Source organism: Pseudoalteromonas sp. SG43-5 (assembly GCF_014164345.1).
Lineage (GTDB): Bacteria > Pseudomonadota > Gammaproteobacteria > Enterobacterales > Alteromonadaceae > Pseudoalteromonas > Pseudoalteromonas distincta.
The window spans coordinates 144,820-159,927 of record NZ_JACJFA010000006.1 but is presented as its reverse complement, the minus strand read 5'-3'; the positions used below and the strand labels follow the sequence as shown (position 1 = coordinate 159,927).

14 protein-coding genes are annotated in these 15,108 nt (G+C 38.9%); 11 read left to right on the top strand and 3 right to left on the bottom strand.

Annotation, left to right across the window (positions count from 1 at the left end; all coding sequences use genetic code 11):
* Positions 1-31 precede the first annotated feature (31 nt).
* From aroC to H5161_RS08860, 8 genes are all read left to right on the top strand, one after another.
* Positions 32-1,129 carry a chorismate synthase gene (aroC, locus tag H5161_RS08895; protein ID WP_002962170.1) on the top strand — a complete coding sequence of 366 codons (1,098 nt, stop codon included), beginning with the start codon at positions 32-34 and terminating at the stop codon, positions 1,127-1,129.
* Positions 1,130-1,248: 119 nt separating this feature from the next.
* Positions 1,249-1,626 carry a DUF4112 domain-containing protein gene (locus tag H5161_RS08890; RefSeq protein ID WP_024591638.1) on the top strand — a complete coding sequence of 126 codons (378 nt, stop codon included), beginning with the start codon at positions 1,249-1,251 and terminating at the stop codon, positions 1,624-1,626.
* Positions 1,627-1,732: 106 nt separating this feature from the next.
* Positions 1,733-2,380, top strand: coding sequence for a glutathione S-transferase family protein (locus H5161_RS08885; RefSeq protein WP_182715667.1), 648 nt, complete (start codon positions 1,733-1,735; stop codon positions 2,378-2,380).
* Between the two features lie 61 nt (positions 2,381-2,441).
* On the top strand, positions 2,442-2,903 hold the full coding sequence (locus tag H5161_RS08880; RefSeq protein ID WP_029753288.1) for a zinc-ribbon domain containing protein: 462 nt from the start codon (positions 2,442-2,444) through the stop codon (positions 2,901-2,903).
* A 118-nt stretch (positions 2,904-3,021) separates the two neighbouring features.
* A complete protein-coding gene (locus tag H5161_RS08875; RefSeq protein WP_182769105.1) occupies positions 3,022-3,576 on the top strand; it encodes an elongation factor P hydroxylase in 555 nt (184 codons plus the stop codon).
* A complete protein-coding gene (locus H5161_RS08870) occupies positions 3,566-4,729 on the top strand; it encodes an ATP-NAD kinase family protein (RefSeq protein WP_182693394.1) in 1,164 nt (387 codons plus the stop codon). Before H5161_RS08875 ends, H5161_RS08870 begins: the two co-directional genes overlap by 11 nt.
* Positions 4,726-5,001, top strand: a complete 276-nt coding sequence (locus tag H5161_RS08865; protein ID WP_024596509.1) for a YfcL family protein — start codon at positions 4,726-4,728, stop codon at positions 4,999-5,001. The genes H5161_RS08870 and H5161_RS08865 overlap by 4 nt, the downstream gene beginning before the upstream one ends.
* A gap of 142 nt (positions 5,002-5,143) precedes the next feature.
* Entirely contained in the window at positions 5,144-6,697 is a 1,554-nt protein-coding gene (locus H5161_RS08860; protein ID WP_182693393.1) for an AbgT family transporter, read from the top strand.
* A gap of 76 nt (positions 6,698-6,773) precedes the next feature.
* Here H5161_RS08860 and H5161_RS20105 read toward each other — a convergent pair whose 3' ends face one another.
* The 3 genes from H5161_RS20105 to H5161_RS08845 all read right to left on the bottom strand — a co-directional run bounded on the left by H5161_RS20105 (position 6,774) and on the right by H5161_RS08845 (position 9,869).
* Positions 6,774-7,088 (bottom strand): hypothetical protein, encoded by a 315-nt coding sequence (locus H5161_RS20105; protein WP_240915864.1) that lies wholly within the window; start codon positions 7,086-7,088, stop codon positions 6,774-6,776.
* 512 nt (positions 7,089-7,600) lie between these two features.
* Positions 7,601-9,445 carry a DEAD/DEAH box helicase gene (locus tag H5161_RS08850; RefSeq protein WP_024606656.1) on the bottom strand — a complete coding sequence of 615 codons (1,845 nt, stop codon included), beginning with the start codon at positions 9,443-9,445 and terminating at the stop codon, positions 7,601-7,603.
* Between the two features lie 160 nt (positions 9,446-9,605).
* Positions 9,606-9,869, bottom strand: a complete 264-nt coding sequence (locus H5161_RS08845) for a GrxA family glutaredoxin (RefSeq protein WP_024595981.1) — start codon at positions 9,867-9,869, stop codon at positions 9,606-9,608.
* A gap of 258 nt (positions 9,870-10,127) precedes the next feature.
* On the opposite strand from H5161_RS08845, the gene H5161_RS08840 reads away from it, so the two are divergent.
* Genes H5161_RS08840 through H5161_RS08830 form a run of 3 tightly spaced genes read left to right on the top strand, consistent with a single transcriptional unit; the run spans position 10,128 to position 14,602 of the window.
* The gene (locus H5161_RS08840; protein WP_024595980.1) at positions 10,128-11,165 is read left to right on the top strand and encodes a response regulator; all 1,038 of its coding nucleotides are present in this window, start codon (positions 10,128-10,130) and stop codon (positions 11,163-11,165) included.
* 19 nt (positions 11,166-11,184) lie between these two features.
* On the top strand, positions 11,185-11,799 hold the full coding sequence (locus tag H5161_RS08835) for an isochorismatase family cysteine hydrolase (RefSeq protein WP_231619836.1): 615 nt from the start codon (positions 11,185-11,187) through the stop codon (positions 11,797-11,799).
* A complete protein-coding gene (locus tag H5161_RS08830) occupies positions 11,792-14,602 on the top strand; it encodes a PAS domain-containing hybrid sensor histidine kinase/response regulator (protein WP_182769104.1) in 2,811 nt (936 codons plus the stop codon). The genes H5161_RS08835 and H5161_RS08830 overlap by 8 nt, the downstream gene beginning before the upstream one ends.
* Positions 14,603-15,108 lie beyond the last annotated feature (506 nt).

Below are 15,108 nucleotides of genomic sequence, written 5' to 3'. Positions count from 1 at the left end.
TATTGGTAGTCATTAGGAATGAGGAAAGTTAATGGCAGGTAATAGCATTGGGCAGTTATTTAAAGTGTCCACCTTTGGTGAGAGCCACGGCGTTGCATTAGGCGGCGTTGTTGATGGTACTCCCGCAGGTCTTGAAATCACAGAGGCCGACTTACAAATTGATTTAGATCGCCGAAAACCAGGCCAAAGCCGTTATACAACGCAGCGCCGTGAAAGCGATCAAATAAAAATATTAGCAGGCGTTTTTGAAGGTAAAACCACAGGTACCAGCATTGGTTTATTGATTGAAAATACCGATCAACGCTCGCAAGATTACGGCAAAATTAAAGATGTATTTCGCCCAGGTCATGGCGATTACACGTATTGGCATAAGTACGGCTTGCGCGATTATCGCGGTGGCGGTCGTTCATCTGCACGCGAAACCGCGATTCGCGTAGCGGCAGGTGCTATTGCTAAAAAATACTTAAAGCAATTTCATGGTATTGAAGTTAAAGCATGTTTAAGTCAGCTTGGCCCTATTAAGGCGGAAACGTTTGACTGGGATGAAGTGGAAAATAACTTATTCTTCTTCCCTGATGCAAGTAAGCTTGAAGCGCTTGACGAATATATGCGTGACCTTAAAAAGCAAGGTGACTCAGTTGGCGCTAAAGTAAAAGTAGTGGCAAGCAATGTACCTGTTGGTCTTGGAGAGCCAGTATTTGACCGTCTTGACGCCGAACTTGCACATTCATTAATGAGTATTAACGCTGTTAAAGGCGTTGAAATTGGTGATGGCTTTGACGTAGTTGAGCAAAAAGGCTCTGAGCATCGTGATGAACTAACCCCTGAGGGTTTTACATCAAATCATGCAGGTGGCGTACTTGCGGGTATTTCGACAGGGCAAGATATTATTGCTTCTATTGCGCTTAAGCCAACGTCGAGCATTACTATTCCAGGTAACAGCATTAATACAAGCAACGAAGCGGTTGAGATGATCACTAAAGGTCGTCACGATCCGTGTGTAGGTATTCGTGCAATCCCGATTGCTGAGGCAATGATGGCTATTACATTAATGGACCATTTACTGCGTCAACGCGGACAAAATCCGCATGTAAATCATCAGCACGGCCCAATTAACGGCTCTGTTTAAGTATTTATAATTATAAAAAACGCGGATTACCGCGTTTTTTTATGTCTGTAATTTAGTTTAAAGCCTTTCAGGAGTTGTTCAAGTAGGTCCTATATACTGCAAGAAGGAGGGTAGTAATCATGAACGATAATATTAATGAACACTCACAAATAAAAGCCCAGGCTGCAATAGCCCGCTTAGAACGTTTCAGTAAGTTAACGGATAGCAGCATTGGTATTCCTTTTACTAAATTTAATATAGGCCTAGAGGCTGTGATTGGTTTAATTCCCGTTATAGGTGATGCCGCAGGGCTAATTTTATCAAGCTATGTGCTTATAGAAGCGCAGCGTTTAGGTGTGAGTAAACGTATAAAGACTAAGATGATTATCAATATGCTCATTGACTTTGTGGGCGGCTTAGTGCCATTTTTTGGCGATATATTTGATGCGTTTTTTAAAGCTAATACGCGTAATACACAACTATTAAAAAAACATTTAAACAAGCAGTTAAGTGAGTAATTAATAGCTTTAAGTAACCGTTAGCAAAGAGACTTTAAACAAAATGTTGTTGGTTGTTTAATCACCTAGTAAGGTAGGAGCGTCTATTCACTTTGGTATTTACAATATGCAATTATTTATCGGTAATAAAAACTACTCCAGCTGGTCATTACGCGCATGGTATTTAATGAGTAAATTTGATGTTGAGTTTAGTGAAACCCAGCTGGTACTCGACACCCCTGATTTTTACAGTGAACTAAAAAAGACCTTTGCTGTGCAAAAAGTTCCAGCGTTAATTGATGGCGATTTACAGGTTTGGGATTCACTAGCAATTTGTGAATATATTAACGATGCTTACTTATCAGGCGCTGCATGGCCAAAATATATTACCCAAAGAGCTAAAGCGCGCGCGCTAAGCGCTGAAATGCATTCAGGCTTTATGGCGCTGCGCAGCGAAGTGCCAATGAATATAAGAGCTACCCGTAAAGTAGACCTATCGAGCGAAGCATTAAAAGACATAGCCCGTATAGACGAGATATTTGCACAGCAACAAGATGTGTTTCCAAACGAGTGGTTTTTTGGTGACTTTAGTATTGCTGATGCTATGTACGTACCTATTGTATTGCGTTTAAAAACGTATCAAATTACGTTATCGCCAGAGGCGCAACAATATTGTGACTTTGTTATGCGTTGCCCCGTATTGCAAGCATGGATCACTCAGGCATTAACCGAAACCGATATTGTAGAGTGTGATGAAGCAGGAACGCCTGTATAATTATTGTTTTTCATATGGCATGTTATGTGCCTTAAAATCATAAGTTTAAACTAGGCAGCTCATGTATCTAAATCACCCAAGGTATGGCAATAAACCGATAACTACCAATACCTCAGTGACAATAGAGGCGATAGAGAATGCGCACTGGCGTTACTCGAGGCTTAAATACTTCCCTAATACGGTAATATTGGCAGATATAAAAAAGCAAAACTATGCCATTGACCCTCGGGCACTTTATGTTGATATTGAAGAGAAGTGCGAAAGTTGCTCTAAGGCATTTATTTTTTTTGCTCAAGAGCAGCAATATTGGTTTGAGGTACTTGATTTTTGGGTCGATTCACACTGTACACGTTGTTTTGAATGCCGTAAGCATGCCAGATATATACTAACTCTACGTAAACGGTACGATATGTTAACTAGCTTAGCCAATAAAACCTCAAGTGAAAAAACACAGCGTAAAGAACTTGCCAATACGCTTTACTGTTTAGGTATTATTAAAAATATCAATAAAGTGAAAGATTAATCCGCTTATATTTTACTATCCCGCCTTATTTTTACTTTAGTTGTAAAAGCCCGTACAATTCGTCTCGTTTTTAGTGCGCTAATATGGCGCTGTAACCGAGACGAATTAATCAATTTTTATGCATCAAATAGCTGATCTAATTTCAATTTTTGAGCGCACTTTTTATCAAAGTCACAATACACGACTGATAAAAGGCGATTGTGAGCCTGTGTATTTACCAGCAACAGAGCAGGTGCCATATCACCAAGTTGTATTTGCGCATGGTTTTTATGCCAGTGCATTACATGAAGTAGCACATTGGCTGGTGGCCGGTGATGCACGTCGGTTATTAGAAGATTACGGCTACTGGTACTGCCCAGACGGGCGCGACAAACAAAAACAAGCTGAGTTTGAAAACGTAGAAGTAAAGCCCCAAGCTATAGAGTGGTTATTAAGCACCGCAGCAGGGTTTAATTTTAATGTATCGGTGGATAATTTAAACGGCGAGCAAACGTGTCGGTTTGATTTTCAGCAGCGAGTATATGCACGGGTATTATCGCTAATCGAAAATGGCTTTAACTCTCGTACAGAGTCACTTTTAAAAGCAGTGTGTGATTTTTACAATACACCGTGGCCCTTAACAGCGCAGCAATTTAAGTGGCAACATCCAAAGGAGCTTTGTAATGGCGTTTAAATTAGGCTTAATTGTAAACCCTGTAGCAGGTTTAGGTGGCACAGTCGCTTTAAAAGGCAGTGATGGCGCACACACAGCGGCAAAAGCAATAGAGTTAGGCGCAGAGCCAAAAGCAAATAGCCGAACAAAAGCAGCGCTTGAGGTGCTATTACCTTATAAAGAACGCTTAACCATTTACACTGTTAACGGTGACATGGGTGAGCAAACAGCAAAAGCTTTGGGCTTTAATGTAGAGGTTGTATATAACACTTCTGCAATAACAACCCCAGATGACACAGAACAAGCAGCAAAAGTACTTAAAGACTTTGGTGTTGATTTAGTTTTATTTGCTGGAGGCGACGGTACAGCGCGTAATATTTGCCATGCAATCGAGGATACCATTCCCGTACTTGGTATTCCCGCAGGTTGTAAAATCCATTCTGGTGTTTACGCTATTACGCCAAAGGCTGCAGGGCGCGTAGTCGAAATGCTGGTTAAGGGGGAGTTAGTTACCTTAGCCGATGCAGATGTAATGGATATAGATGAAGATGCTTTCAGGCAAGGCACAGTAAAAGCCAAACGCTACGGCGAAATGCAAACACCTAGCGAAGTACGCTATATGCAAGCGGTTAAAAATGGCGGTAAAGAAACCGACGAACTCGTACTTGCCGACATTGCAGCGCATGTTGTATCGCAAATGGATGAAGACACATTTTATATTATGGGTAGCGGCTCAACGGTTGAAGCCATAATGGAAGAAATGGGGCTTGAAAATACGTTACTTGGTGTTGATTTAATAAAAGATCAAACCTTAGTTGCCCAAGATTTAACGGCTAAGCAATTGCTTGAGCTTACACATGATCAAAGTACTAAGTTAGTCATTACGCTCATTGGCGGGCAAGGGCATATATTTGGCCGTGGTAACCAGCAATTGAGTCCTTTGCTTATACGCGCAATTGGCAAAGAAAATATTATTGTAGTAGCAACAAAAACAAAACTACTAGCGCTTAATGGTCGCCCCCTTATTTGTGATACAGGCGATGGCGAATTAGATGATGAATTAACCGGTTATATTAAAGTAACCACCGGATTTAACGACCATATTATGTATGCAGTAGGGCACCAAAACCTTGAAAATACAGGTGCTTTGCAAAACCAGGAGATTAATAAATGAGTTTAGTGAACTATATCGATGCAGCCCAGCAGTACTTCGATGATTTAGTAATAAAAGCAACTGACGATGAGTTATTTGCTGGCGGCTATTTACGAGGTCATTTTGATCTTGCAGTTGGTTATGCCGAAGTAGAAAAGCTGACAATCAGTATAGATGAGCTAAATGAAACTGTAGAGCAAAGCTTAGTTAAAGCATATCGCAACGGCGAGCTTAACGAAGAAGACAAGGCATTAGTTGCACGCTTGTGGGATGAAGTTAAAGCCCTCGCTTAACCCTAAGTGGCAAAAAAACACGATTTGTTTATCACTATCGTGTTTTTTTGTGCCCAAAACTTTTAAAGCACATTCCCATGTTAATTTACTGTTTTGTTTTTATGCGATATTGTTACTAAAATAAATTTTAGGAACAATAAAAATGAATAATAATCAAGACGCTTTACCTTCAGGGGTTGTAGCGCGTTTTTTAAATTTTGTTGAGCGAGTAGGAAATAAGCTTCCAGATCCAGCCGTAATATTTCTATTTGCAATGTTATTAATTTGGTTTTTGTCGTGGTGGTTTTCAGGCGTGAGCTTTGATGCAATAGACCCACGTACCGGTGAAGCGATTATTATTAATAATATGCTGGCAAGTGATTCGCTCGCTACCTTTTTATCCTCTATGGTAAAAACTTTTACCGGCTTCGCTCCTTTAGGTGTCGTATTAGTAGCTATGTTAGGTGTCGGTGTTGCAGAGCATTCGGGCTTTATTAATACCGGCCTTAAGTTAATGCTTAAAGTTACTCCTAAAAAGCTATTAACGCCTTCAATCATTTTAGTGGCCATTGTGAGCCATACCGCTACTGACGCAGGTTATGTATTAGTTATTCCACTTGCCGGTGTTATATTTTATGCAGCAGGACGCCATCCGCTTGCGGGTATTGCAGCTGCATTTGCAGGAGTCAGTGGTGGTTTTGGGGCTAACTTTATTCCATCAGGGATTGATCCATTACTACAAAGCTTTACCCAAAGTGCGGCGCAAATAATTAATCCTGCCATAACAATTAACCCGTTAAATAACTGGGCATTTGCTTCAGCATCTAGCTTATTTATTGTGGCATTAGGCTGGTACATTACCGATAAAATTATTGAACCACGTTTACAAAAAACAGCAGTTGATGGTGCTAAAGAGGATTTACCTGTATTTGAAGATGCACGTAGTGATGAAAAACGTGCCTTTTATATAGCCAGTACCGTGATGATTGCAGGACTTGCGTTATTAGCATTTGTCTCTGCTCCAGACGATTCTGCAATGCGCAGTAGTGACGGATCCCTTACTAATTTTAGCTCTCCTTTAATGCAATCAATTGTACCACTAATATTTTTACTTTTTTGGATCCCAGGCACTGTATATGGTTTTACGGTAGGTACCTTTAATACTTCAAAAGATATGATTGATGCTATGAGTAAAGCGATGAGCGGCATGGCATATTATATCGTCATGGCGTTTTTCTGTTCGCTATTTATTGCTGCATTTAGTAAATCAAATTTAGGTGCACTGCTCGCAATTGAAGGTGCGCAGTTATTAAAGGCGATGGAATTGCCAAGTGCAGTAACGGTTGTAGGCATTATCTTTTTAACTGGCTTTGTTAACTTGTTTGTAGGTTCAAGTTCAGCAAAATGGGCGTTACTTGGCCCCATTTTTGTACCGATGTTAATGCAACTTGGCATTTCGCCAGACTTAACTCAAGCCGCTTATCGTGTAGGTGACTCAAGCTCTAATATTATTACACCGTTAATGCCATACTTCCCATTAGTGGTGGTGTACTGTCAAAAGTATGTCAAAGGCACCGGTATAGGCACTTTAATTGCTATTATGCTGCCGTACTCAATTGCCTTTATGATTGGCTGGAGTATCTTTTTATTAGGTTATTGGGCACTTGGTATTCCTTTAGGTTTAGATGCAAGCTACATTTATCCAGCATTGCCTTAGCCTAAACCTTTATGAACCTCACTCACTTGAGTGAGGTTTTTAAATAAAAGTCCTGTAATGTTAAAGTAAGTCTAAGTTATCTTTCTAAATCTCTCACTATATAGCCAAATAAGCTGGCCTCTCCAACAATATACACATAATCATTTTTGTTGTTCATTATTGTAGACTTATCGTCATACCACCTAAAATCATGAATCTTATTCGTTTTAGGGTCTTTGAAGTATAAACGAGTACAGCTATCTTCATACTCAGTGCCACACTCTTGTACATCGGTCAGGATGTATTCTTTATACCAATAGTCGCCTTGTGTGTAGTAAGCCCATAATTTAATAGGATCAGAGATAAAAACATAGAGTATTCCAAAGATTAATAAAGGGGATAATGGGTACATGAAAATGGATGCTAATTTTATTTTAGTATCTGAGAAATTGTATTTAAGTGATTCTCTATATTTACTGCAGCGTTTATATTTATTGAATATAAGTATATTTAAATAGATAAATAGTGCACAACAGATAATAGGGAGGGTTATAAAGAAAACAGCGTCGTATAGTTCATTTGAGATGAATGGTGGATCTGTAAAGTCCATTAAAATAGGTATAGTGATGCATAATAAAATGGGGAGTACTATTGCTACAAAGAGCAAGTTGTCGTAAATCTTTTTCAATTTTTAATTCGTCCGTGAACTATAGCCTTTGTCTAGTTTACAGAATTTTTGTTATTTTAAAAATCAGAGAAATGTATTTATAGGCATTAAGCAACCCGAACTCAGGCTAAAAAAACTATCTCAAGCCGCTATTGAATTGACGCGAAAGTTTACTTTGTTTTCACTGTAGCAGCAGCTTAAAAACAAAAAAACCTTGTCACTTTCGTGGCAAGGTTTTTTTATTAAAGAGTCGTTGCTTATTTAGCTGTGAAGCTTACAGGGCGACGTTCTTTACGAGGACCGCTGCGCTTATCACCGCGTGCGCCGTCATCTTTATTAAAGCTGCGTTTCTTATCACCAGCTGGACGCTCAGAGCGTTCGCCACGTGGTTCAGCAGGACCTTGATCAGTTGTAATTGTTAAGCCCATAGGGCGTTTACAAATAAACACTTTTTGGAAGTGATCAAGTACATCTTTAGGCATGTTTTGCGGTAATTGAACCGTGCTGTGATTGTCGTGTAGACGAATATCACCAATAAACTTGCTTGAGATGTCAGCTTCGTTAGCGATAGCGCCAACAATATTTTTAACCTGAACACCATGTTCACGACCCACTTCGATACGGTACGTATCCATAGGACCTGCATCACGGCTGTTACGTTCGCGAGGTTTACGCTCAGCGCGTTCACCACCACGTTCGCCGCCACGTTCGTTACGACGTCCACGGTCACCACGATCGTTGCGTGAATTGCGGTCGTTACGCTCGTTACGTTCACGAGGTTGAATCTTAACTTCTTCAACTTTAATTGGCGACTGTTGCTGTGCTAAACACAGTAACGCACCCGCTAAGCTTTCAAGAGGAAGATCAAGTTTTTCAGCCATGTTAGTAGCTACTTCATTGAAGAACGTGATGTCTTTGTTTTCAAGCGCAATAGTTAATTTTGCTTGTAACGCTTCGATACGTTTTTCTTCAACAATTTTTGCTGTAGGTAATTCAACTTGAGCAATTTCAGACTTCGTATGACGAATGATATTTTTAAGTAAATAACGTTCGTTATGTTTTACGAATAAGATTGCTTTACCAGTACGACCAGCACGACCTGTACGGCCGATACGGTGAACGTAGGCTTCAGAATCTTGTGGGATATCGTAGTTGATAACTAAGCTTAAACGGTCAACATCTAGACCACGTGCCGCTACATCTGTTGCAATAACAATGTTTAGCATGCCACTTTTTAAGCGATCTACAGTGCGTTCACGTGCTTGCTGGTTCATGTCACCGTTAAGTGGAGCAGCAGAGAAACCTTCGCGCTCTAATAACTCAGCAAGTTGTACTGTATCGTTACGCGTACGTACGAAAACAATAGCACCTTCATATTGCTCAGCTTCTAAGAAGCGAACAATTGCTTTATTTTTGTGTACGCTTGCATTCCAAAACACTTGCTCAACAGATGATACTGTAGAGTTACGCGCAGAAATATGAACCTGTTCAGGGTTATTCATATACTTGCTGCTGATGTTTTGAATTTGCTTAGGCATAGTCGCAGAGAAAAGACATGTTTGCTTTTCGCGCGGTGTTTTTTCCATGATGCTTTCTACATCATCGATAAAGCCCATACGTAACATTTCATCGGCTTCATCAAGTACAAGTGCTTGTAGAGCATCAAACTTGATAGTGCCACGGTTAATGTGATCGATTAAACGACCTGGAGTTGCAACAATAACCTGAGCGCCACGACGAAGTGCGCTTAATTGGATACTGTAGCTTTGGCCACCATATAGTGCCAATACTTCAATACCACGAACATGTTTAGCATATTGTTCGAATGCCTCAGCAACTTGGATCGCAAGCTCACGTGTTGGTGTGAGTACAAGGATCTGTGGCTGTTTCACAGACGGGTCAATATTATTTAGTAATGGCAGTGCAAATGCTGCGGTTTTACCTGTACCCGTTTGAGCTAGTCCCAGTACGTCCTTTCTTTCTAGCAATAACGGTATACATTGAGCTTGGATTTCAGATGGTGTCTTGTAACCCAACTCTTCAACTGCCTTCAAAATTGCAGGAGAAAGATTTAGAGATTCAAACGTGACTGGTTCTGACATTAATACGCCTCAACGAATTTAAAGAGGCGCGCATTATATAGGATTCGCGAGGCAAATGCTTGTATAAATTGAAACTAATTTCTATGTGTTTGATGTTGGTCGAAATTTAACCAGTTTGATTTGGGGTTTATTAAACTGGTTAACATATTTAATACAACGCTTATTTGTACAAGCCTAGGTTTTCTTTTGCGTAAGCTTCAAATTCTGTAAATCCACCGATGTGATTTTGATCCACAAAAATTTGTGGAACGGTAGGGCAAGGTTTACCTGCTGACTTTTCAAGGTCGGCTTTACTAATGCCTTCTTTAATTATATCGATGTAGCGAAATTTAAAGTCATCACGTTCATTTGATAGTTGCTCCGCAACATCTTTTGCACGAACACAATATGGACAACCTTCACGGCCAAAAATTACAGTTAACATAGCTTTCTCCTCAATTTGATTAAAATCAGTTTAAATGATTGAAAAATTATTTAAAGCAAAAAAAATCGATTACACCATTCTAATAAAAACTATAAATCATATATTGCATATCAATATGATTTGCAAAATGCGAATGAGAAACTAAAGCGCTGTCTGTCTAATACTTAAGTATATGAATGCAAGTGTGTTTACAAGAACTAATTTGTGGCACATAACTTGATGATTAAGAGCTATACATTGGGTTAACGAGAATACTTTATGAATATTAATAGTCACGTTTTAGAAATTATCCAAGGGGTAATCGGTAAATATTGTAAAACCCAAAATCGAAATTTTTCAGTTACTTTAATTAACAAGTTGCAATGTAACTACGTTTGTTTGCAAATCCCTCTTGAGCAAATGATTGCGCAATGCGAGGAATTTCTGATTCCAGCGCTAGCATCTGTAAAGCAGAGCTTTTTACTTAACCTAGAAGCAAATATACAAGGGGTTAGCCTTCATTACCAGATTGATGATTCTGAGCAAGTAAGCACGCTGGATTTTCATGGGCTTTTAGCAACAAAAGAGTCAGTTAGTTTGGCACTTGATATTAGCCAAAATATAGACGTTCTAACTGATTGTGAGGCGTTATTTAAAAGTTGTTTAATAACATCGGATAATACCCATGAGCGCTTTGGCTTAAATTTTAAATTATTCAATAGCACTTTTAAGGAAACGGTACAGATTGAGGATTTACGTCACCTTAGTGGTGATGCGCTAACTGATAAACTAAATGGTGACAGCATAAATAGACACATAAAGTTATGCACTATTAGCGACATTAGTGAGCTGAGCCAAGAGAACAAACTATCTAAAAAAATATTAGGTTGGCCATTTTTTGATACTGACCTCATTACCATTTTAACAACATTTCATACGCAAACACGTTTATCTGTATTAGTGGCGGATGATAGCTTACCAAGTCAAATTGCAACAAAAGTGATGCTCGAAATGCTGGGCTGCTTAGTAACATGTGCAGAAAATGGCGCTAGTGCCTTAACGCTTGCTCAAAATGAACCATTTGATTTACTGCTCTTAGATGAGCGCATGCCAGGAATGTTTGGCAGTGACGTAGCACAGCAATTGGTGCGTCAAAATACCCCTAATAATGATACACCCAAAGTTATTTTAACTGGGCTAACAGGGGATGAGCAGATAGCTGAGTTATTTGAAAAAGGTATTACGCACTATTTACAAAAACCAGTGACCAAAGCAGTGCTTGAAAAGTTTATTAAACCTTGGCAATTAGCGTCTTAAATTGGTTAATAAGGTGGCAATGATGCATGACTTTTCTAAAACAGCGCTTATTTTGATTGGTTTTCAAAATGATTACTTTTCACCAAAAGGTATTTTGTATGACGTGGTTGAAGAGTCGTCAAGAATTACTGGCGTGGTAGAAAATACACTCTCTTTATTGGCCGCCTGTGCAGAGCAATTTGCGTTAGTTGTTAATACACCCATTCATTTTACACAAAACTACAGTGAGCTTAAAAATCCGATTGGCATATTAAAAGCTATTGCAGATGTGGGCGCATTTAAAGCAGGTTCGTACGGCGCTCAAACCATTGAGCAGCTAGATTTTTTTAGCAATGTTATAGAAGTGGTGCCTGGGAAAAGAGGTTTAAATGCTTTTACACATACTGCTCTAGCGCAAAAGCTCAAAGAACATGGTGTCACTAATGTAATTTTAGCCGGTACGGTGACTTCTATTTGTATTGACTCAACTGCGCGAACGGCTGTTGAACTTGGTTTTAACGTCACTATTTTAAGTGACTGTACATCGAGTCGCACTCCTTTTGAACAAACTTTTTACTGTGAAGAGGTTTTTCCTCTTTATGCGCGAGTTTGTGATAGTAAAACTTTTATTAAGCATTGGAGAGAGCATGGATAACAACGATGAACTACAAGTGCAAATCCAATATGCATTGGTCGAAAAGCTCTCCAATAGTAATCGACGTCAAGCAAAGCTATTAGCTATTTTAGATGAATGTATTTTTGAGTGTGATAAACATTTAAATCTTACCTATATTAACGAAGCATGGGAGAAGAAACTAGGTTACTCAAGCGATTCATTAATTGGTTCTAATATTACTAAGTTAATGAATTGCGATGATATTATGCATTTTGTTGCATACAGTTGTTGTTTGCTTGAAGGAAAGCAGACTCCTAGTGTAGAAATACAAATAAAAAATAGTCACGGACTCTTAAACTGGTTTGAGTTGAGGCTAGTTTATGATGAAAAAAGCGGTTTTATAGGTTCACTCTATGACATTCAACGTCATAAAGACTCACAACTTTTGCTTACACAACAGCAAAAATATGTAAAACGCTTATCGCTTGTTGCGAGCCATACAAATAACTTAGTGATAATTACAGATAAATTTGGCGTAATTGAGTGGGTTAACAATAGTTTTGAAGTACTTACAGGTTACACCTGTGATGAGGTTATAGGCACCAGTCCTGGTCATTTACTGCAAGGGCCAAAAACATGTGAAAAAAGCCGTAAGGTCATGTCTCATGCCGTAAAAAATGGACTTCCTTTTCAAGTTGAAACTACAAATTACGATAAAAACGGTAATATTTATTGGGTTGCTATTGATGCAAACCCAGTGCGAGATGATGAAGGCCAAGTAAAGCACTTTATCGCTATAGAAACTAATATTACGCAGCGAGTTAAAGCCGAACAAGCAATGGCAGAGATAGAATATAATTATCACTCTGTCGTTGATAATATCCCTGATATTGTTTTACGCCTTGATACATTTGGCAATCTATTATTTATAAATCAAGCATGGCAGCGAGTTCTACACAGCAAGGTAGATGAGAGCCTTGGCTTACCTATAATTAAGTTTATAGCAAAAGAAGATGTAGAAAAAATTAGTAGCACTTTACTTGATTATAAACAAGGTAAGCGTGACATTCGTCGCTTTGATATACGTTTAATTAATGCACAAGGTATAAATAACTGGGTCGAAATTACACTTACTCCAATTGTTGGTGGCTACGAAAGTGATTTATCATCAATTGCTGCGACACTTGTGGATATACAAGAGCGTATTGAAAGCGAGCAAATATTACTTGAAGCTAAACATCAGGCAGAAACCCTAGCGGAGTCAAAAAGCCGATTCATGGCAAATATTAGTCATGAAATTCGCACACCATTAAATGCTGTAATTGGATCTGCAGATATTTTGCATCATACCGGTTTAACTTCTGAACAAATGCGCTATACACAAATGATTAAAACAAGTTCTGACGCGCTATTAAGTGTATTGGACGATGTATTAACGTACTCACGTTTTGAAGCACAAGCCATAACACTCAATAATCAGCCATTTAGTATTGATACGTGTATTGAAGAAGCAATAGATATAATTTCCCAAAGCGCTTTACAAAAAGGGCTTGAGGTTATTTTTGATTTTTATCCTGATGTACCAGCTCAAGTAATTGGTGATCATGCCCGTATAAGACAAATAGTCATAAATTTATTAGCCAATGCGATTAAGTTCACTCAACATGGTGTAATAACGGTTACTGTTAAGTTCACTCATATTGAAGGTAATAATTTAAACCTTTATATATCTGTAAAAGACACGGGTATGGGAATTGCAAAAAATAAAATTGACAGTATGTTTATGCCTTTTATTCAATCCGATAATTCAATTACTCGAAAGCATGGTGGCAGTGGCTTAGGGCTTGCGATATGTAGGCAAATTTGTGATGTGGTAGGTGGAGATATTTCGGTTAGTTCTGAGTTTAATAAAGGAAGCGAGTTTATAGTTAATTACCCGCTGCAAATAGACACAACTGACTCAATTTTAAGAGAAGGGTTTGCAGCACGAAGTAAAAAGCCAAAAGTATGGATAGTAGGAAGTCACGAAATTCTAAAAACAGCCTTGGAGCATACGCTCACTCGGTTTTCTATCACTTTTGAACACTACGAAGTATGCCCAGATATACCCAAGTACGATAGTTTTCCTGATGCAATTGTACTAACTGATCCTCAAATGTTAGCCCAAACACGCGAGCGTATAAATACATACAACTCCCTTAATTCACCGTGTTTACTCATCCTAGATTTGCTAGGTAAAAGCTTATTACCGCAAAATATTAACGACAGAGAGCTTAGGTTAAATGGCCCTTATAAAGTATCGCATGTACTACGGGCAATTAGTTTATTAGAAGAGCAGCTGTTTCATTTGGATATTATATTTACCAATCGTGAGCAAAAAGAAACTTTAGAAAGCCCCTTAGGGTTAACTCAGTTAAGCGGAACCAAGGTATTGGTTGCTGAAGATAATACGAATAATCAAATTGTAATTCGGCAGTTTTTAGAACAAAAAGGTTGCCGTGTGCATATTGTTAGTGATGGTCAAGAGGCAATAATAAAGGCGCAAAGCGGTGAAATTGATATTATTTTTATGGATATCCAAATGCCAATACTCGATGGGATTTCTGCAACTAAAGCAATCAGAAAGTTAGGTATAACCACCCCCATAATAGCACTCACTGCAAATGCGATTCATGGTGATAAAGAGCGATTTATAGACGCGGGGATGAATGACTATTTAGCTAAGCCAATTGTAAGTGAGACACTTTATTTATTACTTGATAAATATGCCCCAGAGCAGGTTATTGAATCTAAACATTTGAAGCTCTCTCGTTTAGCGCAAGTGTGGGAAAAGCTGAGTTGAGCAATGAAGGCTAGGGTTTGTTAAACGTTTAGGGTTAAGTTTGTAGCAGTGTGTTTGGTATTTAGGCAAAGTTGAGCCTATGCAGTGTGGTTATTTTCCATAAATGGGCGATAACGTAGCATTAATGCCAAACAGGCGCTGCCCAAAGGTTTCTTCCTAAGGGCTATTTACTCTTTGTTGCCAACATGCATGTAGGGAAGGGGTAAGGGGCGTGAGCAGAACGCGGAAGCTTTGCTCGGTCTTACATCGATGTAAGTCAGTAGGGTAACGCAGGAGCAGTTACCGATCCCGCTAGGTTATAAACCTCGCGCCGCGATTAAACCGCCTGTAGTTTGAACGAATTTTAATCCGCAAAGATCAACAGACAATATAAAAAGTGGGTTTGTGTTGCATAGAACTTGATAAACGGAGAAATTAACCTAGTATTTTAGGGGTAAGTTAAATTTATTTTTTAGTAATTAATGAGTGTTTTTAGTGTGTGTTTTTTTAATTTGATTCGCAAATTG